The organism is Enterobacter sp. MGH120 (assembly GCF_001037725.1).
Classification (GTDB): Bacteria; Pseudomonadota; Gammaproteobacteria; order Enterobacterales; family Enterobacteriaceae; genus Enterobacter; species Enterobacter hormaechei_C.
In genome coordinates this window covers 3300836-3321041 of record NZ_KQ089940.1, presented here as the reverse complement: position 1 = coordinate 3321041, position 20206 = coordinate 3300836, and the positions used below count along the sequence as shown (strand labels likewise).

The 20206-nt window shown below is 58.8% G+C and carries 19 protein-coding genes; 9 read left to right on the top strand and 10 right to left on the bottom strand.

The annotated features are described in order from the left end of the window. Positions 1-93 precede the first annotated feature (93 nt). From SK54_RS15570 to SK54_RS15560, 3 genes are all read left to right on the top strand, one after another. A complete protein-coding gene (locus tag SK54_RS15570; protein WP_017693666.1) occupies positions 94-999 on the top strand; it encodes a DMT family transporter in 906 nt (301 codons plus the stop codon). 73 nt (positions 1000-1072) lie between these two features. Further along, entirely contained in the window at positions 1073-1342 is a 270-nt protein-coding gene (locus SK54_RS15565; RefSeq protein WP_001303459.1) for a type II toxin-antitoxin system TacA family antitoxin, read from the top strand. A gap of 6 nt (positions 1343-1348) precedes the next feature. Next, a complete protein-coding gene (locus SK54_RS15560) occupies positions 1349-1870 on the top strand; it encodes a GNAT family N-acetyltransferase (RefSeq protein WP_040117472.1) in 522 nt (173 codons plus the stop codon). A gap of 58 nt (positions 1871-1928) precedes the next feature. Here SK54_RS15560 and rutG read toward each other — a convergent pair whose 3' ends face one another. The 7 genes from rutG to rutA are packed head-to-tail and all read right to left on the bottom strand — an operon-like array spanning position 1929 to position 7363. After that, positions 1929-3251, bottom strand: coding sequence for a pyrimidine utilization transport protein G (rutG, locus tag SK54_RS15555; protein ID WP_040117473.1), 1323 nt, complete (start codon positions 3249-3251; stop codon positions 1929-1931). Between the two features lie 21 nt (positions 3252-3272). Continuing rightward, the gene (gene rutF / locus SK54_RS15550) at positions 3273-3764 is read right to left on the bottom strand and encodes an NADH-dependent FMN reductase RutF (RefSeq protein ID WP_040117474.1); all 492 of its coding nucleotides are present in this window, start codon (positions 3762-3764) and stop codon (positions 3273-3275) included. 12 nt (positions 3765-3776) lie between these two features. Then, on the bottom strand, positions 3777-4367 hold the full coding sequence (locus tag SK54_RS15545) for a malonic semialdehyde reductase (RefSeq protein ID WP_040117475.1): 591 nt from the start codon (positions 4365-4367) through the stop codon (positions 3777-3779). 9 nt (positions 4368-4376) lie between these two features. Next, entirely contained in the window at positions 4377-5177 is an 801-nt protein-coding gene (gene rutD, locus SK54_RS15540) for a pyrimidine utilization protein D (RefSeq protein WP_047735077.1), read from the bottom strand. A 7-nt stretch (positions 5178-5184) separates the two neighbouring features. After that, positions 5185-5571, bottom strand: coding sequence for a pyrimidine utilization protein C (gene rutC, locus SK54_RS15535; RefSeq protein ID WP_040117477.1), 387 nt, complete (start codon positions 5569-5571; stop codon positions 5185-5187). Between the two features lie 11 nt (positions 5572-5582). Continuing rightward, positions 5583-6272 (bottom strand): pyrimidine utilization protein B, encoded by a 690-nt coding sequence (rutB, locus tag SK54_RS15530; protein ID WP_040117478.1) that lies wholly within the window; start codon positions 6270-6272, stop codon positions 5583-5585. Continuing rightward, positions 6272-7363, bottom strand: coding sequence for a pyrimidine utilization protein A (rutA, locus tag SK54_RS15525; protein ID WP_003858092.1), 1092 nt, complete (start codon positions 7361-7363; stop codon positions 6272-6274). Before rutA ends, rutB begins: the two co-directional genes overlap by 1 nt. 245 nt (positions 7364-7608) lie before the next feature. Here rutA and rutR point away from each other — a divergent pair, with 245 nt between their 5' ends. Beyond that, positions 7609-8247, top strand: a complete 639-nt coding sequence (gene rutR, locus SK54_RS15520; protein ID WP_003858090.1) for an HTH-type transcriptional regulator RutR — start codon at positions 7609-7611, stop codon at positions 8245-8247. On the opposite strand, the gene SK54_RS15515 is transcribed toward rutR, so the two are convergent. Together SK54_RS15515 and putA are read right to left on the bottom strand one after the other, a co-directional pair. After that, entirely contained in the window at positions 8244-8639 is a 396-nt protein-coding gene (locus SK54_RS15515; RefSeq protein ID WP_017384770.1) for a lysozyme inhibitor LprI family protein, read from the bottom strand. The two genes, rutR and SK54_RS15515, sit on opposite strands and share 4 nt — an antisense overlap. 100 nt (positions 8640-8739) lie before the next feature. Further along, positions 8740-12702: a trifunctional transcriptional regulator/proline dehydrogenase/L-glutamate gamma-semialdehyde dehydrogenase gene (putA, locus tag SK54_RS15510; RefSeq protein ID WP_048247563.1), complete on the bottom strand. Its 3963-nt coding sequence runs from the start codon at positions 12700-12702 to the stop codon at positions 8740-8742. Between the two features lie 422 nt (positions 12703-13124). Between putA and putP the strand changes: the two genes are divergently transcribed. Further along, a complete protein-coding gene (putP, locus tag SK54_RS15505) occupies positions 13125-14633 on the top strand; it encodes a sodium/proline symporter PutP (protein WP_017384768.1) in 1509 nt (502 codons plus the stop codon). 72 nt (positions 14634-14705) lie between these two features. After that, positions 14706-15125 carry a DUF3574 domain-containing protein gene (locus tag SK54_RS15500; RefSeq protein ID WP_048247562.1) on the top strand — a complete coding sequence of 140 codons (420 nt, stop codon included), beginning with the start codon at positions 14706-14708 and terminating at the stop codon, positions 15123-15125. A 72-nt stretch (positions 15126-15197) separates the two neighbouring features. Here the strand turns inward: SK54_RS15500 and SK54_RS15495 are convergent, their stop codons facing one another. Beyond that, positions 15198-16382, bottom strand: a complete 1185-nt coding sequence (locus tag SK54_RS15495; RefSeq protein ID WP_017384766.1) for a NupC/NupG family nucleoside CNT transporter — start codon at positions 16380-16382, stop codon at positions 15198-15200. A gap of 251 nt (positions 16383-16633) precedes the next feature. Here SK54_RS15495 and efeU point away from each other — a divergent pair, with 251 nt between their 5' ends. Genes efeU through efeB form a run of 3 tightly spaced genes read left to right on the top strand, consistent with a single transcriptional unit; the run spans position 16634 to position 19922 of the window. After that, complete coding sequence (efeU, locus tag SK54_RS15490) at positions 16634-17467, top strand: iron uptake transporter permease EfeU (RefSeq protein WP_017384765.1); 834 nt, start codon at positions 16634-16636, stop codon at positions 17465-17467. 40 nt (positions 17468-17507) lie between these two features. After that, a complete protein-coding gene (gene efeO, locus SK54_RS15485; RefSeq protein WP_045349210.1) occupies positions 17508-18635 on the top strand; it encodes an iron uptake system protein EfeO in 1128 nt (375 codons plus the stop codon). Positions 18636-18638: 3 nt separating this feature from the next. After that, entirely contained in the window at positions 18639-19922 is a 1284-nt protein-coding gene (gene efeB, locus SK54_RS15480) for an iron uptake transporter deferrochelatase/peroxidase subunit (RefSeq protein WP_023296295.1), read from the top strand. Positions 19923-20206: the final 284 nt, after the last annotated feature.

Here is a 20206-nt window from a genome sequence, read left to right as displayed (position 1 = left end):
CCGGGTTTCCCGGCGGTTTTTTTATGTCTGCTACATTGAACTGTCATCAAAGGCATCGCACACTACAGGATTAATTCTTCGTGCTGGTGTCCCATGTCCGTTTCCCGTTTTACCTTCTCCATTAAGCCTCAGGAAGCGATCCTGATTTTGATCACCATGTTCTGGGGCGGAACCTTTCTTGCCGTTCAGTACGCGGTCACGATGAGCGATCCGTTTTTCTTTGTAGGGCTGCGCTTTGCAACCGCGGCGATTGCCGTGGCGCTTATTTCGCTGAAAACCCTGCGCGGGTTGACCCTGAGAGAGCTTAAAGCGGGTGTCGCCATTGGCGTGGCGATTGCCATGGGCTACAGCCTGCAAACGTGGGGGCTCCAGTCTATCTCCAGCAGTAAATCCGCCTTCATCACCGCCATGTACGTACCGCTGGTGCCGCTGTTGCAGTGGCTGTGCCTCGGCAGAATGCCGGGCCTGATGTCGTGCATTGGCATCGTGCTGGCGTTCATCGGCCTTATTTTATTAGCCGGGCCGGAAAATAATCTGCTGGCGCTGGGGCCGGGGGAGATCATCACTCTGGTGGGGGCCGTCGCCATTGCGGCAGAAATTATCCTGATTAGCGCCTGGGCAGGAAAAGTGGACGTCAAGCGGGTGACGGTGGTGCAGCTTACCACCGCGTCGCTGGTGGCGTTCGCGACGATGGTGCCGGCAGGGGAGTCCGTCCCGCCGATGTCTACCGGGCTTATCGTCGTGGCGCTGGGGCTGGGCATTTTCAGCGCCATTATCCAGGTCACCATGAACTGGGCGCAGCGCAGCGTATCCCCGACACGGGCGACGGTCATTTATACCGGTGAACCGGTGTGGGCGGGTATTTTCGGGCGACTCGCCGGGGAACGTCTGCCCCTGCTGGCGCTGGTGGGCGCGGCGTTTATTGTTCTCGGCGTGCTGGTGAGTGAGTTAAAACTCAGAAAGCGTCGGAATGCGGTGAACGATTTAACGGCCGAATAAGCTTTTGATTGAAATAAAGGGCAGGTTTAACTACGATGTGTACGGATGAAAACCGTACACGATAAATGAAACCATGCCAGCACTCAAAAAACAGCGTATCGATCTTCGCCTGTCGGACGAAGACAAAACAATGATTGAAGAAGCGGCAGCGATGACCAACCAAACGATCACCCAGTTTATGGTGAACAGTGCGTCAGAGCGTGCTGCCGAAGTCATCGAACAGCATCGGCGTCTCGTATTAAACGAAGCCTCATGGAATGCCGTTATGGATGCCATCGACAATCCACCAGAGCCAAATGAACGCCTGAAGCGAGCGGCGAAACGTCTTCGAAACATGGAGTGAAGCGTCGTGGCAAATCTCACGATCGAAATGTTATCAGAGGGAACCGATTACGATTTCGGCGATTTCGATTGTGGTGAACCCTCGCTCAATGCCTTCCTTACCGATCACCTGGTGCGTCAGCATGGCGGGCGTATTTTACGCGGCTACCTGCTTAAAGAACGCGACCATCCGCGTATCCTGGGCTATTACACCCTTTCGGGAAGTTGCTTTGAAAAAGCGATGCTTCCTTCAAAGACTCAGCAGCGCCGCATCCCATACAGCAACGTCCCCAGCGTGACGCTGGGACGTCTGGCTGTCCATAAAGAACTACAGGGAAACGAGTGGGGAACAACGCTTGTCACACACGCTATGCGCGTGGTTTATCTGGCGTCGCAGGCTGTTGGCGTCCACGGAATTTTTGTGGATGCGCTTAACGAACGGGCCAAACGATTTTATCTGAAGCTGGGGTTTATCCCGCTGGCAGGTGAAAACAGCAGTTCGCTGTTCTTCCCCACGCAATCTATAGAACGACTGTTTGAGCAGGCGTGATCGCTCTTAAGGAACATGCAGGTCGGGTAAGGCGTCGCCGTTACCCGACGTGTTGATTTCACGGATCCTGAGTCACCACGGCGCCCTGCGGCGCGGCAGCCATCCGGCGGCTCAGCAGGGCGTTGAGCAGGATCGCGCCGAAGGTCGCCGTGCCAATCCCGCCCACCGTAAACCCGCCCAGCGTCAGGGCGAAATCACCCGCCCCCAGCACCAGCGTCACCGCCACCATGATCAGGTTACCGTTCTGGCTCAGATCAACATGATTCTGCACCAAGATACGTGCCCCTGCCACGGCAATCAGACCAAATACCACAATCGAGGCGCCGCCAATCACGGGGGCCGGGATGGTGTGGATCAATGCGCCGAATTTTGGGGAAAAGCCGAGCAGCATCGCCATCACCGCCGCCGCCACGAAGACCAGCGTCGAATAGACTTTGGTCACTGCCATCACGCCGATGTTTTCCGCGTAGGTGGTCACGCCGCTGCCGCCGACCGAGCCGGAGAGCATGGTCGCCAGACCGTCTCCCACAAACGCCCGCCCCATATACGGATCCATATTGCGCCCGGTCATTCCCGCTACGGCTTTCAGGTGGCCCAGGTTTTCAGCCACCAGAATCACCGCGACAGGCGCGATGAGCATCATCGCCTGAGCGTTAAAGGTGGGTGAGGTCATCTGCGGCAGGCCGAACCAGGCGGCCTGGTGAATCAGTGTGAAATCAACCGGTTTGCCGAGGCCGAACACGTTCGCCAGCAGCGCGTAGACCAGACAGGCCGCAATCAGCCCGACCAGGATCAGCAGCCGCTGGATCATGCCGCGCGTAAAGACCGCCACCACGCCGATGCACAGCACCGTAATTACCGCCATCCAGCTTTCAAACGGCGAAGCGGAGACGCTCTTCACCGCAATCGGCGCGAGGTTCAGGCCTATCGCCATCACCACCGCCCCGGTGACGACGGGGGGCATCATCCGCTCGATCCAGCGTGTGCCGACTTTCATCACCACCAGACCGGTCAGGGTGTAGACCAGCCCACAGGCGATAATGCCGCCGAGGGCCACGCTCAGGTTGGGGTTAATACCCTGACCGTTAAACCCGGTCGCTGCAATGACCACCCCCACGAAGGCGGCGCTGGAGCCCAGATAGCTGGGCACACGCCCGCCGGTGACAAAAAAGAACAGCAGGGTACCCATACCCGACATCAAAATGGCGAGGTTAGGATCCAGCCCCATCAGCATGGGCATCAGCACCGTCGCACCAAACATCGCGACCGCATGCTGCACGCCCATCACCATGGTCTGCCCGAGCGGGAGCCTTTCATCCGGCGCGACCACGCCTGCTTCTGTGGAGGTCGATTTCAACTGCCAGTGGGGAAGTCCGAACATGATCTGTCTCCTGAATGCGGATTAACAGGCGGGTCGCATAAGTGCGTGATAGCCGCGGTCAAACCACACCAGCCCTTGCGGCGCCGGGTGGCGTACGATGGATACAATGTCGCAGAACAGAATGTCGTGAGTACCGACGCTGACCACCTGGCTGATACGGCAGTCGAACGAGGCCAGCGCGTCCTCCAGACGCGGGCAGCCCGTGTCGCCCGTTTGCCAGCGAGCGGCGGCAAAGCGTTCCGCCATCGGCGTTTTACCGCCAAACAGGTTGGATAATGGCTCCTGTCCGGCACTCAGTGTGTTAACGCACAGGGTGCGGTTTTCGCTAAACGTCGACCAGACGGACGCGCCACGGTTGAGGCAAACCAGCAGAGTGGGCGGGGAATCGGTTACGCTGCATACCGCGCTGGCGGTGAAGCCCGCTTTTCCCGCCGGGCCGTCGGTGGTGATGATATTGACCGCTGCGCCGACGCAGGCCATAGCGTCGCGAAAGGTTTGTTTATCCGGTGTCATCACATTCGCTCCTTACGCCAGCCCGCAGGCATCGTCAAAGGCCAGACGCGGCAGGCGTCCGTACTGTTTGGTCGTATCGCCATAGCCGATGTTAATCAGCAGATTGCTTTTGAGCAGCGTGCCCGTGAAATAGGCCGCGTCCACTTTTTCCCGGTCAAAACCCGACATCGGCCCGGTGTCCAGCCCGAGCGCGCGGCAGGCGAAAATCAGGTACGCGGCCTGCATTGAGCTGTTGCGAAAGGCGGTCTCTTCCGCCAGCGCGGGGCTTGCGGTAAACCAGCTTCTGGCATCGCCGTGCGGGAACAGTTCAGGCAGGCGCTCATAAAACTCGCTGTCCCAGGCGACAATCGCCGTGACCGGGGCAGTGAGCGTTTTCTCAAGGTTGCCGCTGGAGAGCGCCGGGCGCAGCTTCTCTTTTCCTTCCGGGCTTCGCACAAACACAATGCGCGCCGGGGAGCAGTTGGCGGACGTCGGCCCCCATTTCATCAGGTCATAAATCTCGCGCAGCGTCTCGTCACTGACCGGTATATCCAGCCAGCCGTTATGGGTACGTGCGCCGGTAAACAGCGTTTCCAGCGCGGCGGGCGTGATGGCTTCGCTCATTCAAGCTCCTTACAAAGCGGGTTCTGGGCTGTGCAGCAGGCTGGCAAGCCCGTTCAGCAGCAGAGTGTTAAAGGTGTCCGGCTCGGTCACATTGCAGGCATGCCCGCCCTGGCGCATGACCGTTTTGCGGGCGTGCGGGAGGGCGGCGTGCAGTTCAGCGGAGCAGACGGACGGCACCAGCAGATCGTCGGTGGAACAGATAATCTGTACGGGGCAGCGAACGCGTGCAGCGTGGCGGCTGAAATCGGCCTGTTTCAGCGCATGCAGCCTGCGCAGCAGATTGGCTTTGCCCTGAAAATGGGCCAGCGCCAGCGCGTCCTCGGCCTCCAGCCGCGGGGCGCGGGCGGCCATCCAGTCTGCCGGGTAGAGGAACAACGGCTGTGCCTCTACCCACGCCTGCGCGCCGCCCGCATGCAGCAGACGTTCGCGAACGTCAAAACAGCGGCGGGTATGGGCATTGAGGGTCAGCCAGCCGTTGACGCAGACCAGCGCGGTGAGGGCGTCGGGCTTATCGATGGCCAGCCGCAGGCCGACCAGCGCCCCCAGCGCGTGGCCGACCACGCAGTAACGGGCGATCCCGGCCCCGGCTAACGCCAGCGCAAGCTCGTCGGCCATGTGTGCGAGGGTGTAGTCTTCCGGCAGGGTATCCGGGTTATTCCCCGTGCCCCGCTGGTCGTAGCACACCACCTGATACTCCTGCCCCAGCACGGCGAGCTGGGGCAGCCAGTAGCTGCCGCTGCCGCCGAGCCCGGCAATCAGTACCACCACGGGCGCGCCCGCAAAGGGGGGCGGTGAAATGGACAATTTCATGGCCGCCTCACTTCGCGATGTGCGCAACGGTGGCAATTTCAACCAGCGCTTCGGGCTTTACCAGCCCGCACTGGATGCAAAACCGCGCCGGTTTATCGCCGGGGAAAAACTCCGCGTAGATTTCGTTAATCGCGGCGTAGTTTTTCCAGTCGGTGATAAAGATGCTGTTGAAGGTCACGTCCTCCATCGTCCCACCCGCCGTTTCGATCACGGTTTTGATCGTCTCCAGCACGTGGCGGGTTTGCGCCTTTGGGTCATCGATAAACACCACGTTGTTGTCTTTATCAAACGGCAGCGTGCCCGAGACATACACCACGCCGTCGGCGAGAGTGCCGGGGGCAAACGGGGCAATCGGGGTGCTGGTGCCCGGCGGAATAATCACGGATTTCGGCATAGCGGTTCTCCTCAGGCGATGCGGGCGAGCGGCGGCGTCAGCGCGTCGCAGAAATCATTGACGTTACTGACCCAGCCAAAAAAGGTTTCGATATTGAACAGGGCGGCTTTCTGGGCAAAATCCGGCCCGGCCTGATGGGTGGCATCCTCCAGCACCACCCCAAAATACTCGAGGAAAAAGCCGTCGCGCAGGGTCGACTCCACGCACACGTTGGTGGCTATGCCCGTAAAGACCAGATGACGAATGCCCCGGCTGCGCAGCATGCTGTCGAGCGGGGTATTGAAAAAGCCGCTGTAGCGCGGTTTCGGCAGCACGATATCGCCGGGTTCCGGTACCAGCTCATCCACCAGCTGATAATCCCAGCCGCCTTTCGCCAGCAGCGAGCCCTGGAGTTCGGGCCGTTGGCGCATGGTTTTCAGGGCGTTGGATTTGTGAAAGTTGGGGGAACCGGGACCGCCAGCCTCGACGTACTGCTCGTCCCAGCCGTTCTGGAACCAGACGATCAGCATGCCCGCAGCACGTGCGGCGCTCACGGCGGTTTTGATGTTCTCAATCACCGGCTGCGTGGTGGAGACGTCAAACCCGGCCAGATCCAGATACCCGCCTTTACTGGCATAGGCGTTTTGCATATCCACCACGATCAGCGCGCTGCGCTGCGCGTCTAAGGTAATGGCTTCCGGGCGAGCGTTGAGGGTCGTCATTACGCCACCTCCTTCGTCACGGCAGGGATGTGGGCGCGGCACTGCATCAGCGGCTGAATGCGCTCGCCGAAAGTTTCCACGCCGGTGAGAAAATCATCGAAGGTCAGCAGCACGCCTTCGGCGCCGGGCACGGCAGCCACTTCGTCGAGCATTCTGGCCACGCTGGCATACGAGCCAACCAGGGTGCCCATGTTGATATTGACGGCAGACGTCGGGTCGGCCATCTGGCGAACGTTGGTGTCCGCGCCGGAGCGGGTATCCTTCTGGCTCTGCTCGGTAAGCCAGCTCAGCGCTTCGTCATCCGCGCCGTCCTTGTATCGTTCCCATTTGGCGCGCGCGGCGTCGTCGGTTTCGTCGGCAATCACCATAAACAGCACGTAGGAGCCCACGTCGCGCCCGGTTTTGTCGGCGGCCGCTTTCATGCGTGCCGCGGTGGGCGCGAAGGCGGCCGGGGTGTTAACGCCTTTGCCGAAGCAGAAGTTGAAGTCGGCGTATTTCGCCGAGAATTCCATTCCCGCGTCGCTCTGTCCGGCGCATATCACCTTCATCGGCACCGACGGCTGCGGGCTGACGCGGCAGTCGTTCATGGTAAAGAAGTCGCCTTTGAAATCGCTTTTGCCGGTGCCCCACAGATCGCGCAGCACCTGCACATATTCGGTCAGGTAGTCGTAGCGACGGGAGAAGTAATCGTCCCCCGGCCAGATCCCCATCTGCTCGTACTCCGGCTTTTGCCAGCCGGTGACCAGGTTAACGCCAAAGCGCCCCCCGGAGATGGAGTCGATGGTGGAGGCCATCCGCGCCACGATTGCCGGGGGAAGGGTAAGGGTGGCGGCGGTGGCGTAAATCTGGATGCGCGAGGTTACCGCCGCCAGGCCCGCCATCAGGGTGAAAGACTCCAGGTTGTGGTCCCAGAATTCGGTCTTACCGCCGAAACCGCGCAGCTTGATCATCGAGAGCGCAAAGTCGAAGTGGTAGTGCTCCGCTTTCTGCACGATGGCTTTATTCAGCTCAAAGGTCGGCATGTATTGCGGGGCAGTGGTTGAGATAAGCCAGCCGTTGTTGCCGATCGGTACAAATACGCCAATTTTCATCACGAACCTCTCTTCATTACGTCGCAGGTGTCACGATGTTTTTGCAAAGGCAGTGCCAGTTTTGAAAATCACTTTGTTATTAATGTGTTAAATGATGGTTGTTAAAATTAACAGCGAAAATGTGGACTGGATGGTCAAAATCATTGCACAGAAAACAGGCACTCATGCGCGCTGAGGGTGCAGAAGGTCGTGGCGAGACGGGGGTTTTGCTATGCTGAGCGCAGGACAGAAAATGGAGAGCGAAAATGACACAAGGCGCAGTGAAAACACCCGGTAAACGTTCGCAGGCGGTGAGCGCCAAGAAACAGGCGATCCTCAGCGCTGCGCTGGAGACATTTTCGCAGTTTGGTATTCACGGCACGCGCCTTGAGCAGGTGGCCGAGCAGGCCGGGGTGTCCAAAACCAATCTGCTCTACTACTACCCGTCAAAAGAGGCGCTCTATATCGCGGTGATGCAGCAGATCCTCGATATCTGGCTGGCACCTCTCAAGGCGTTTCGCGAAGAGCTGGCCCCGCTGGTGGCGATAGAGGAGTACATACGCCTGAAGCTGGAGGTATCGCGTGATTACCCGCAGGCATCAAGGCTGTTCTGCCTGGAGATGTTGCAGGGCGCGCCGCTGTTGCAGGCGGAGCTGACCGGCGATTTAAAGCAGCTGGTGGACGATAAATCAGCCATTATTGCCGGATGGGTCGCCAGCGGAAAACTGGCGCCCGTCGATCCGCATCATCTGATCTTCATGATTTGGGCCTCAACCCAGCACTACGCTGACTTCGCGGCCCAGGTCGAGGCGGTGACCGGTAAAACGCTCCAGGACGAGGCGTTTTTCCAGAGCACCCTGGAAAACGTACAGCGGATGATTATCGAAGGGATCCGCGTGCGCTAGTTTCCCGGCGGAAGAGGACAGCTTAAGTCGCCCTCTTCACACTGCATCAGCGTGGCCAGAAACGCTTCGCGCTCCGCGGTTTTCTCCGCCAGACACTGGTTCACAATCATTGGCTGAACGCTCCCGCCTTCCGTACCCGAACCGATAAACGCACAGTCCGCGTCGCGCAGGCTAATCCACGCCTGCTGCGCCTTTTTCAGGAGATCGCGCTGAGGCGCTGCCGCACGTTTGATGGCGGCCTGATACGTCTCGTTGAGCTTTTTATCGGCGGCCTGGTACTGCTGCGCGCTACAGGTGTTCAGTTCAAGCTGGGTGGTCGCGTTATCGCACTCGTCGGCCAGCGCGCTGGCGCTCATGAGCAGGGCTGCACCTGCGAGAAATACTCTTTTCATCATCCCCTCCATGTAAAAAAGCCGGATACGCTGTGCTTATCCGGCCTGGGCTATTTTGTAGCCCCGGTAAGCGTAGCGTCACCGGGGAGAGTTTACACGATTAACCGATTGTCATCAGGCTGGCGTTACCGCCCGCCGCCGCGGTGTTAACGCTGAGCGAGCGCTCAACGTACAGGCGCTCCAGCAGCAGGTTGGTCTCCCCGCGGGCGAAGCCCTGCACCGAGACAATCGCGCCGCTGCGGGCCGCCACCTGCTCGCACAGTTCGCGTAGCTGGTCGGAATCACCGTGGTAGATCACCGCGTCAAACGGCTGGGTCAGCAGGGCATCGGCCTTCGCAAAGCGAATGCGGGCCGAGACCGCTTTTGGCAACTGTTTGGCGAGGTCGCGATGCAGGGCATCTTCCGGCCACAGCACCTCACAGCCCGTTGCCGTTGCGGCTGCCAGCTGCACCAGCGCATCCTCCTCGTTATCCGCCACGCACAGCACACGCTCGCGCGGCATCAGCGTCCAGGTGTTGCGCTCACCGGTTGGACCCGGCAGCAGACGCTGTGTTCCCGCCTGCGCCAGCTCGCCGTACTGCTGTGCAATCGCATGCAGCTCGGGACGATTTTCAGCCCACTTAATCAGCGCGTCCAGCGGCTGGGTCAGCACGGCTTTCACCTGCGCATCCACCGGATATTCCGCGTCCTGACGCGCCAGCGTTACGCCCAGCGCATTTTCCGGACGGTTCGCCAGCAGGCGGTACAGATAGAGCGGACCGCCCGCTTTCGGGCCGGTGCCGGAGAGACCTTCACCGCCGAACGGCTGCACGCCCACGACCGCGCCAACCATGTTGCGGTTGACGTACAGGTTGCCGACTTTAGCATTGCCGGTCACCTGGGCAATGGTTTCGTCGATACGGGTATGCACGCCAAGCGTCAGGCCGTAACCCGAGGCGTTGATCTGATCGATCAGCTCGTTGAGGTTGTTACGGTTGTAGCGCACCACGTGCAGTACCGGACCGAAGACCTCTTTTTTCAGCTCGTCGAAGCTTGCCAGCTCAATCAGCGTTGGCGGCACGAAGGTGCCGGTCTGCCACTCGCGGGCATCTTCGCTGTTCTCGCGCACCGCCTGGAACACCGGACGGCCTTTGGCACGCATGGTCTGAATGTGATTTTCAATGTTGGCTTTGGCTTCCGCGTCGATCACCGGCCCGATGTCGGTGGTGAGACGGCCCGGGTTGCCCATGCGGCATTCCGCCATCGCACCGCGCAGCATCTTCAGCGTGTGGTCAGCCACGTCATCCTGTAAGCACAGTACGCGCAGAGCGGAACAGCGTTGGCCCGCGCTGTCGAAGGCAGAGGCCAGCACGTCAACGACGACCTGCTCGGTGAGCGCGGAGGAGTCCACGATCATGGCGTTCATGCCGCCGGTTTCAGCGATCAGCGGGGTAGGACGGCCCTGCGCATCCAGACGGGTGGCGATGTTGCGTTGCAGCAGGGAGGCCACTTCGGTCGAACCGGTAAACATCACGCCGCGCACGCGGTTATCGGAGGTCAGTTTGGCCCCGACCGTTTCACCGCGCCCTGGCAGGAGCTGCACCACGCCCGCCGGTACGCCCGCTTCCAGCAGAATGTTAATGCCCTGGGCGGCAATCAGCGGGGTCTGCTCTGCCGGTTTTGCCAGCACGCTGTTGCCTGCGGCCAGCGCCGCGGCAATCTGGCCGGTGAAGATCGCCAGCGGGAAGTTCCACGGGCTGATACATACCACCGGGCCGAGCGGACGGTGGGTTTCGTTGTCGAAATCATCGCGCACCTGACCGGCGTAGTAGTGCAGGAAGTCGACCGCCTCGCGCACTTCGGCGATGGCGTTGCTGAAGGTTTTACCCGCTTCACGCACCAGAATGCCGATCAGCTGCTGCATCTGATCTTCCATCAGCACCGCCGCGCGTTCCAGAATGGCGGCACGCTCCTGCGGCGGGGTAGCAAACCAGATTGGCGCGTTGTTCACCGCGCTCTCCAGGGCCTGCTCCACTTCCGCTTCCGTGGCCTCGCGCACGTAGCCGACGATGTCCTTCGGCTCTGCCGGGTTGATCACCGGCTGCATTTCACCGTCCTCAACGGACTGCTCAAGGATCGGCCTGGCCTGCCACTTCTGCAATGCGCTGTTAAGCAGGGCGGAAGAGAGCGACGCCAGACGGTGTTCGTTCGCCAGATCCAGACCCGCCGAGTTGACGCGGCCTGCACCATACAGCTCGCGCGGCAGGGCAATCTTCGGATGCGGCAGACCAATCTGGCCTTCCTGCGCCGCCATCTTCTCAACGGCCTGTACCGGATCGGCCACCAGTTCGTCCAGCGGCAGGGTGGTATCGGCGATGCGGTTAACGAAGGAGGTGTTCGCCCCGTTCTCCAGCAGACGACGCACCAGGTAGGCCAGCAGGGTCTCGTGGGTACCTACCGGGGCATAGATTCGGCACGGACGGTTCAGCTTGCCGTCGGCCACTTTACCGGTCACTTGCTCGTACAGCGGTTCACCCATGCCGTGCAGGCACTGGAACTCGTACTGGCCCGGATAGTAGTTCTGACCCGCGAGGCTGTAGATCGCCGCCAGGGTGTTGGCGTTGTGGGTGGCGAACTGCGGATAAATCAGGTTCGGCACGCCGAGCAGTTTTTTCGCGCAGGCGAGGTAAGAGACGTCGGTATAGACCTTGCGGGTATAGACCGGATAACCTTCCAGACCTTCCATCTGGGCGCGTTTGATTTCGCTGTCCCAGTAGGCGCCCTTCACCAGACGGATCATCAGGCGGCGACAGCTGCGGCTGGCCAGGTCAATCAGGTAGTCAATGACGAACGGACAGCGTTTCTGGTAGGCCTGGATAACGAAACCAATCCCGTTCCAGCCCGCCAGCTCCGGCTCGAAGCACAGTTTTTCCAGCAGGTCGAGGGAGATCTCCAGACGGTCCGCCTCTTCGGCGTCGATGTTGATGCCGATGTCATACTGGCGCGCCAGCAGGGTCAGGGACTTCAGGCGCGGGTAGAGTTCTTCCATCACCCGGTCGTACTGCGCACGGCTGTAGCGCGGGTGCAGGGCGGAAAGCTTGATAGAGATGCCCGGACCTTCATAAATACCGCGACCGTTGGACGCTTTACCGATGGCGTGGATCGCCTGCTGGTAAGAGACCATGTAGGCCTGCGCGTCGGCGGCGGTCAGCGCCGCTTCACCCAGCATGTCGTAGGAGTAGCGGAAGCCTTTGTCTTCCAGCTTGCGGGCGTTCGCCAGCGCTTCGGCAATGGTTTCCCCGGTGACGAACTGCTCGCCCATCAGGCGCATCGCCATGTCCACGCCCTTGCGGATCAGCGGCTCGCCGCTCTTGCCGATGATGCGGTTCAGAGAGCGCGACAGGTTGGCTTCGTTATGGGTGGAGACCAGCTTGCCGGTAAACAGCAGGCCCCAGGTGGCGGCGTTAACGAACAGGGACGGACTGCGGCCAATGTGGGAGTGCCAGTTGCCGTTACTGATTTTGTCGCGGATCAGGGCATCGCGGGTGGCTTTATCCGGAATACGCAGCAGCGCTTCCGCCAGACACATCAGCGCCACGCCTTCCTGCGAGGAGAGGGAGAACTCCTGCAACAGACCCTGCACCATACCGGCGCGTCCGCTGGCGGTTTTCTGGTTACGCAGCTTGTCGGCGAGCTGATACGCGAGGCTGTGCGCCTGAGCGGCAACGGCTTCCGGCAGGCGCGCCTGCTCCAGCAGCATCGGCACGGCGTCGGTTTCGGCACGGCGGTAGGCGCCGGTAATGGCGGCGCGGCTGACGGACTGCGGCAGGATCTGCTCGGCAAATTCCAGGAACGGCTGGTGGTTCTCTTCAACAGCCGTCGCGGCCTCTTCGCTTTCGTTCGCTGCACCCGCCAGCAGGGCAGGCAGCTCCGGCAGACCTTCTTCACTCTCCAGTCTTTCCAGATAGTTAAAAATCGCCTGCTTGATTAACCAGTGCGGTGTGCGGTCGATGCGGGTCGCAGCGGTTTTAATCCGTTCGCGGGTAGCGTCATCCAGCTTAACCCCCATGGTGGTCATCCCCATGCCAAAACTCCTGTTGTTCTGTAATAGCGTTCTGTTGATAGCGTGAAATATCCACCATGTTGCAACTTTGTGCAACCGTGTTAAATGTGACCTGGTCTGCAAGCTGGAAAATGAATGGATTGTTAACGATTAGTTAGCTGTGAAAAAGAACGTGCGGCGGTTTCTGAGCCCAGTTTTTATGCGGTGCTTAACACTTTTTAAAGGTGCAACCCGTAAAAGCGTGAGCGAGTGCAACCTATAGGAAAGACGTATAAAACCAGGGATGAAATTCATGTAAATGCAGTGTTAAATCGTTTGTCAGTGGGATGCGTATACGGCAGGATAGCGCGCCCAACGGAAACACATACACACATCACTACGTTCCGGTGATGACATAACAAGGCAACCCGGACGGTTGTCGCTCGACATTTTGGAGAATTTGAATGGCTATTAGCACACCGATGCTGGTGACATTTCTCGTTTATATTTTTGGCATGATCCTGATAGGGTTTTTGGCATGGCGTTCCACTAAAAACTTTGACGACTACATCCTCGGCGGGCGCAGCTTAGGCCCGATGGTCACCGCACTCTCTGCGGGCGCTTCCGACATGAGCGGCTGGCTGCTGATGGGGCTGCCGGGCGCGATTTTCATCTCCGGTATCTCCGAAAGCTGGATCGCCATCGGCCTGACCGTCGGCGCGTGGATCAACTGGAAGCTGGTGGCAGGCCGTCTGCGCGTGCACACCGAAGCCAACAACAACGCCCTGACGCTGCCGGACTACTTCACCGGACGCTTTGAAGATAACAGCCGTATCCTGCGCATTATCTCCGCGGTGGTGATCCTGCTGTTCTTCACCATCTACTGTGCCTCCGGCATCGTGGCGGGCGCGCGCCTGTTCGAAAGCACCTTCGGCATGAGCTATGAAACCGCCCTGTGGGCCGGCGCCGCAGCAACCATCCTCTATACCTTCGTGGGCGGATTCCTGGCGGTAAGCTGGACCGATACCGTGCAGGCGAGCCTGATGATCTTCGCCCTGATCCTGACTCCGGTGATTGTCATTTTCACCGTCGGCGGCTTTGGCGAATCGCTGGAAGTGATCAAGCAGAAGAGCATCGAAAACGTCGATATGCTGAAAGGGCTGAACTTCGTCGCCATTGTCTCTCTGATGGGCTGGGGCCTGGGCTACTTCGGCCAGCCGCACATTCTGGCGCGCTTCATGGCGGCGGATTCTCACCACACCATCGTTCACGCGCGTCGCATCAGCATGACGTGGATGATCCTGTGTCTGGCGGGGGCGTGTGCGGTCGGCTTCTTCGGTATCGCGTACTTCAACAACAACCCGGCGCAGGCGGGCGCGGTGAACCAGAACGCCGAGCGCGTGTTCATCGAGCTGGCGCAGATCCTGTTCAACCCGTGGATCGCCGGCATCCTGCTCTCTGCGATCCTCGCGGCGGTGATGTCCACCCTGAGCTGTCAGCTGCTGGTGTGCTCCAGCGCCATCACCGAAGACCTCTACAAAGCGTTCCTGCGTAAGGGCGCGAGCCAGAAAGAGCTGGTGTGGGTAGGGCGCTTTATGGTGCTGGTGGTTGCGCTGGTGGCGATTGCGCTGGCGGCAAACCCGGAAAACCGCGTCCTGGGGCTGGTGAGCTACGCCTGGGCGGGCTTCGGTGCGGCATTTGGTCCGGTGGTGCTGTTCTCTGTACTGTGGTCACGCATGACCCGCAACGGCGCGCTGGCGGGGATGATTATCGGTGCGGTAACCGTTATCGTCTGGAAACAGTTCGCGTGGCTGGGCCTGTACGAAATCATTCCGGGCTTCATCTTCGGCAGCCTCGGTATCGTGGTGTTTAGCCTGCTGGGTAAAGCGCCGTCTGCGTCTATGCAGAAACGCTTTGCGGAGGCGGACGCGCACTATCACTCAGCGCCGCCGTCTAAGCTCCAGGCTGAGTAATTTTCCCCTCACCCTAACCCTCTCCCCGGTGGGGAGAGGGGATAGTCCTTTCACTTATGTGAGTCTTCATCAATGAGAATTAAAACAGGGTTAATGGTGGCAGCATTCGTGATGCTGGCGGGCTGTAGCGCACCCGCACAGCACGCGGCGGTGAAAACCTGCAAAGCAGAAAATCAGATGCAGCAGACCACGCTTTATTTCGGCTTAAACCGTCCTGCCGGGGCGCAAATCACAGGCAACGAATGGCAGCAGTTTGTCGACCAGGACGTGACGCCACGCTTTCGCGATGGTTTAACGGTATTTGATGCGCGCGGTCAGTGGCTGGGGAATGATGGAAAAGTGGCGCGCGAGCCGAGCAAGGCATTGATGCTGATCCACGCTAAAGACGCGCAGAGTGAGAAGAATATCGAAGCGTTGCGCGGGATCTATAAGTCACGCTTCGCGCAGGAGTCGGTGATGCGGGTCGACCAGCCGGTGTGCGTGCAGTTTTAATGAAAAACGGCGGGAAACCCGCCGTTGTTGTATCGTAGGCCCGTGCAAGCGAAGCGCCGCCGGGCACAAAACTTACAGCACCAACCCCGCAAAGCTCGCCGACAGCAGGCTTACCAGCGTTGCCCCGTATACAAGGCGTAAACCAAACCGCGACACCACGTTACCCTGTTGCTCATTCAGACCTTTTATTGCCCCCGCCACAATGCCAATGGAAGCGAAGTTAGCGAACGATACCAGGAACACGGATAAAATCCCCAGCCCGCGCGGTGACATTTGATGGGCTATTTTTTGCAGCTCGATCATCGCCACAAATTCATTCGCCACCAGTTTAGTTGCCATAATGCTCCCCGCGCTTAAGGCATCGCTCAGCGGAATACCAATAAGCCACGCCAGCGGATAAAACACATAACCCAGAATCTGCTGGAAGCTCATGCCAAATATGCCGGAGAAGAGGGCGTTAATGGCGCTAATAAGGGCGATAAAGCCAATCAGCATCGCCAGAATAATCATCGCCACCTTAAAACCGGCCAGAATATACTCGCCCAGCATTTCAAAGAAGCTCTGGGATTCGTGCAGTTTTTCCAGCCTGATATCCGGCTCCGCTTCCGGGCGGGCCGGGTTAATGACCGAAAGAATAATAAAGGTGCTGAACATGTTCAGGATCAGCGCCGCGACGACAAACCTGGCGTCGAGCATAGTCATATAGGCCCCGACAATCGACAGCGAAACCGTCGACATGGCCGTGGCAGCCATCGTAAACAGACGACGCGAGGAGAGATCGCCCAGCACGCCTTTGTAGGCAATGAAGTTTTCCGACTGACCGAGGATCAGCGAACTCACCGCGTTAAAGGATTCCAGCTTGCCCATGCCGTTCAGTTTTGACAGCAGCGTCCCGATCACCCGAATAAAGATCGGCAGAATACGCCAGTGCTGAAGAATACCAATCAGCGCCGAGATAAAAATAATGGGGCAGAGCACGCCAAGGAAAATGAACGCCAGCCCTTTTTCACCCATCCCGCCAAAGACAAAATTCGTCCCTTCGGCAGCGAATTTAAGCAGCGACTCAAAGAAACCGGAAACGTATTTAATAATAAACAGGCCGCTTTCTGCGTGGAGGAAAAAGAACGCCAGCGCGATTTCGATCACGATCAGCTGTAAAACGAAACGAATACGAATTTTTCGGCGGTCGAAACTCACCAGCCAGGCGAGCGCAAGAATAATCACCAGCGCCAGCAGGAAATGGACAATTTTAAACATGGCTTATTTTCAGTTGGTTTTCGAGGCGGACATTTAGCCACAGCCCCGGTTAACCGTAAATGGGCATTTTCGTTATACCTTATAAACGTAACGGTTACTCAGGCAATTATTACTCCGCAATGCGTTTACATCTGGTCATCAAAACTCAACACATTTCGCTTGTTTTTCTTGTTGCCGTAATGATAATCACTATCACAAGAATTTACTTTTCTTTGCATCAGTTGACCGCGATAAACATTTAAGGTGTCGGCATGTTTGTTCCTTTTCTCATTATGTTACGTGAAGGCCTTGAAGCGGCCCTGATTGTTAGCCTTATCGCCAGTTATCTGAAGCGTACCCAGCGCGGACGCTGGATTGGCGTCATGTGGGTTGGGGTTTTCCTTGCTGCGGCGCTCTGCCTGGGCCTCGGTATCCTCATCAACGAAACCACCGGGGAGTTCCCGCAGAAAGAGCAGGAGCTGTTTGAAGGGATCGTCGCCGTGATTGCGGTGGTGATCCTCACCTGGATGGTGTTCTGGATGCGCAAGGTCTCCCGTAACGTGAAGGTACAGCTTGAGCAGGCGGTGGATAACGCCCTGCAAAAAGGCAACCACCACGGCTGGGCGCTGATCATGATGGTCTTTTTCGCCGTGGCGCGTGAAGGCCTGGAGTCTGTGTTCTTCCTGCTCGCGGCTTTTCAGCAGGACGTGGGCATCTGGCCGCCGCTGGGCGCGGTGCTCGGGCTGGCCACGGCGGTTGTGCTTGGCTTCCTGCTCTACTGGGGCGGCATTCGTCTTAACCTGGGCGCGTTCTTCAAGTGGACCAGCCTGTTTATTCTGCTGGTGGCCGCAGGGCTGGCGGCAGGGGCGATCCGCGCCTTCCACGAAGCGGGTCTGTGGAACCACTTCCAGGACGTGGCGTTCGATCTCAGCAACGTCCTGTCGACCCATTCACTGACCGGTACCCTGCTCGAAGGGATCTTCGGCTACCAGGAAACGCCGAGCGTCAGCGAAGTGGCGATGTACTTTATCTATCTGGTTCCGGCGCTGATCCTGTTCGCTATGCCGCCGCGTACCGGCTCGCAGACGTCGCGCGTAGCGCCGTAAGTGCTGTTTTAGTTACAACATACTTTTAAAGGGAAGAGTCATGGCCATTCAGTTCCGTCGTAGTGCGTTATGCGCAGGCATTGCCGCGCTGTTCGTGTCTGCCTTCACCGCTCAGGCGGCAGATATTCCGCAGGTAAAAGTCACCGTCAACGATAAACAGTGCGAGCCGATGACCATCACGGTTAACAGCGGTAAAACGCAGTTTATTATTCAGAACCACAGCCAGAAGGCGCTGGAGTGGGAAATTCTGAAAGGCGTGATGGTGGTGGAAGAGCGCGAGAATATCGCGCCGGGCTTCAGCCAGAAGATGACCGCAAATCTTCAGCCCGGGGAATATGACATGACCTGCGGCCTGCTGACTAACCCGAAAGGTAAGCTGATCGTCAAAGGCGCAGCGACGGCGGACGCGGCCAAAGGCACGGCGCTGCTGAGCCTCGGCGACGCCATTACCGCCTATAAAGCCTACGTCACCAAAGAGACAGCGGACCTGGTGGCAGGCACCAAAGCCTTTACCGACGCGGTGAAAGCGGGCGACATCGAAAAAGCGAAATCCCAGTATGCGCCTACCCGTCAGCACTACGAGCGCATTGAGCCGATTGCCGAACTGTTCTCTGACCTCGATGGCAGCATTGACGCCCGTGAAGACGACTACGAGCAGAAGGCCGCCGATCCGAAATTCACCGGCTTCCACCGTCTGGAAAAAGCCCTGTTTGGCGATAACTCCACCAGTGGGATGGAGAAATACGCCGAGCAGCTCAACAGCGACGTGCTGGAGCTGCAAAAACGCATCAGCGAGCTGGCATTCCCACCGTCGAAAGTGGTGGGTGGCGCAGCGGGCCTGATTGAAGAAGTGGCCGCCAGCAAAATCAGCGGTGAAGAAGATCGTTACAGCCACACCGACCTGTGGGACTTCCAGGCGAACGTCGACGGCGCACAGAAAATTGTCGATCTGCTGCGGCCTCAGCTGCAAAAAGAGAACGGCGAGCTGCTGGCGAAAGTGGATGCCAACTTTAAGAAAGTTGACGCTATCCTGGCGAAATACCGCACCAAAGACGGGTTCGAAACCTACGACAAGCTGACCGATGCTGACCGTAACGCGCTGAAAGGCCCGATAACCACCCTGGCGGAAGATCTCTCCCTGCTGCGTGGCGTACTGGGTCTGGATTAAGCGATGAACAAGCATGACGAGTACGACGTGGCGGAACCTTCCCGACGTCGGTTGTTAAAAGGGGTAGGGGCGCTGGGCGGCGCGTTTGCCCTGGCGGGCGGCTGTCCGGTGGCGCATGCGGCAAAACCGCAAAGCGCCCCCGGCACGCTCTCCCCGGATGCGCGTATGGAAACGCAGCCGTTTTATGGTGAGCACCAGGCGGGGATCCTGACGCCGCAGCAGGCCTCGATGATGCTGGTGGCTTTCGATTCGCTGGCGAGTGATAAAGCCGACCTTGAGCGTCTGTTCAGGCTGTTGACCACGCGTATTGCCTTCCTCACCGCCGGCGGTCCCGCACCGGAAACACCGAATCCGCGCCTGCCGCCGATGGATTCCGGCATCCTCGGCGCGTTTATCGCTCCCGATAATCTGACCATCACCGTGTCGGTGGGGGAATCGCTGTTTGATGATCGCTACGGACTGGCGAAGCAGAAGCCGAAAGCGCTGCAAAAAATGACGCGATTCCCGAATGATTCTCTCGACGCGGCGCTGTGCCACGGCGATCTGCTGTTGCAGATCTGCGCTAATACCCAGGATACGGTGATCCATGCCCTGCGCGATATTATCAAGCACACCCCGGATCTGCTGAGCGTGCGCTGGAAGCGGGAAGGTTTTATCTCTGACCACGCCGCGCGCAGTAAAGGGAAAGAGACGCCGGTCAACCTGCTGGGCTTCAAAGACGGCACCGCCAACCCGGACAGCAGCAATACCGCGTTGATGAAGAACGTGGTATGGGTGACGGCGGATCAGGGCGAACCGGCCTGGGCGGTCGGAGGCACCTATCAGGCGGTGCGTATCATTCAGTTCCACGTGGAGTTCTGGGACCGCACGCCGCTGAAAGAGCAGCAAACTATCTTCGGTCGCGATAAGCAAACCGGCGCACCGCTCGGCATGAAGCACGAGCACGATGAACCCGACTACGCCCGCGATCCGAACGGGGACGTCATCGCGCTGGACAGCCATATTCGCCTCGCCAATCCTCGCACCAAAGAGACGCAATCCAGCCTGATGATGCGCAGGGGCTACAGCTACTCGCTGGGGGTGACCAACTCCGGTCAGCTTGATATGGGACTGCTGTTTGTCTGCTATCAGCACGATCTGGAGAAGGGATTCCTCACCGTGCAGAAGCGGCTCAACGGCGAAGCGCTGGAGGAATATATTAAGCCCATCGGCGGCGGCTATTTCTTTGCCCTGCCCGGCGCGCGTGACGCGAACGCCTGGCTCGCTCAGGGTCTGATAGAAGCCTGATAATCGTCCCTGCGACAGTTCGCGGGGACATTATTTTTTCGAAGGACTATCTTATTGTTATATTTCTGTAATATTTCTATATAAGACTGATTTTCCATGTAGGGGCAGTCCTAAAAGTTGCATTCAGGTAAAATAAATGTTGCATTTATGATAATTCCTGATGTACTTAAGAGAAGACAGCGGTAGTTCCCGGCAGTGATGCTAACTCACTATGGAGATCGCGAATGGTTGCGTCCTGTACTGGACAAGGTAAACACATCAACCGCATTACCCGGCGCGGAGGC

Excerpts from the sequence above, each read along its gene's own strand:
- SK54_RS15570 (WP_017693666.1), top strand. The coding sequence starts at position 94 with ATGTCCGTTTCCCGTTTTACCTTCTCCATTAAGCCTCAGGAAGCGATC.
- SK54_RS15565 (WP_001303459.1), top strand. The coding sequence starts at position 1,073 with ATGCCAGCACTCAAAAAACAGCGTATCGATCTTCGCCTGTCGGACGAA.
- rutG (WP_040117473.1), bottom strand. The coding sequence starts at position 3,251 with ATGTTCGGACTTCCCCACTGGCAGTTGAAATCGACCTCCACAGAAGCA.
- rutF (WP_040117474.1), bottom strand. The coding sequence starts at position 3,764 with ATGACACCGGATAAACAAACCTTTCGCGACGCTATGGCCTGCGTCGGC.
- SK54_RS15545 (WP_040117475.1), bottom strand. The coding sequence starts at position 4,367 with ATGAGCGAAGCCATCACGCCCGCCGCGCTGGAAACGCTGTTTACCGGC.
- rutD (WP_047735077.1), bottom strand. The coding sequence starts at position 5,177 with ATGAAATTGTCCATTTCACCGCCCCCCTTTGCGGGCGCGCCCGTGGTG.
- rutC (WP_040117477.1), bottom strand. The coding sequence starts at position 5,571 with ATGCCGAAATCCGTGATTATTCCGCCGGGCACCAGCACCCCGATTGCC.
- rutB (WP_040117478.1), bottom strand. The coding sequence starts at position 6,272 with ATGACGACCCTCAACGCTCGCCCGGAAGCCATTACCTTAGACGCGCAG.
- rutA (WP_003858092.1), bottom strand. The coding sequence starts at position 7,363 with ATGAAAATTGGCGTATTTGTACCGATCGGCAACAACGGCTGGCTTATC.
- rutR (WP_003858090.1), top strand. The coding sequence starts at position 7,609 with ATGACACAAGGCGCAGTGAAAACACCCGGTAAACGTTCGCAGGCGGTG.
- SK54_RS15515 (WP_017384770.1), bottom strand. The coding sequence starts at position 8,639 with ATGAAAAGAGTATTTCTCGCAGGTGCAGCCCTGCTCATGAGCGCCAGC.
- putA (WP_048247563.1), bottom strand. The coding sequence starts at position 12,702 with ATGGGGATGACCACCATGGGGGTTAAGCTGGATGACGCTACCCGCGAA.
- putP (WP_017384768.1), top strand. The coding sequence starts at position 13,125 with ATGGCTATTAGCACACCGATGCTGGTGACATTTCTCGTTTATATTTTT.
- SK54_RS15500 (WP_048247562.1), top strand. The coding sequence starts at position 14,706 with ATGAGAATTAAAACAGGGTTAATGGTGGCAGCATTCGTGATGCTGGCG.
- SK54_RS15495 (WP_017384766.1), bottom strand. The coding sequence starts at position 16,382 with ATGTTTAAAATTGTCCATTTCCTGCTGGCGCTGGTGATTATTCTTGCG.
- efeU (WP_017384765.1), top strand. The coding sequence starts at position 16,634 with ATGTTTGTTCCTTTTCTCATTATGTTACGTGAAGGCCTTGAAGCGGCC.
- efeO (WP_045349210.1), top strand. The coding sequence starts at position 17,508 with ATGGCCATTCAGTTCCGTCGTAGTGCGTTATGCGCAGGCATTGCCGCG.
- efeB (WP_023296295.1), top strand. The coding sequence starts at position 18,639 with ATGAACAAGCATGACGAGTACGACGTGGCGGAACCTTCCCGACGTCGG.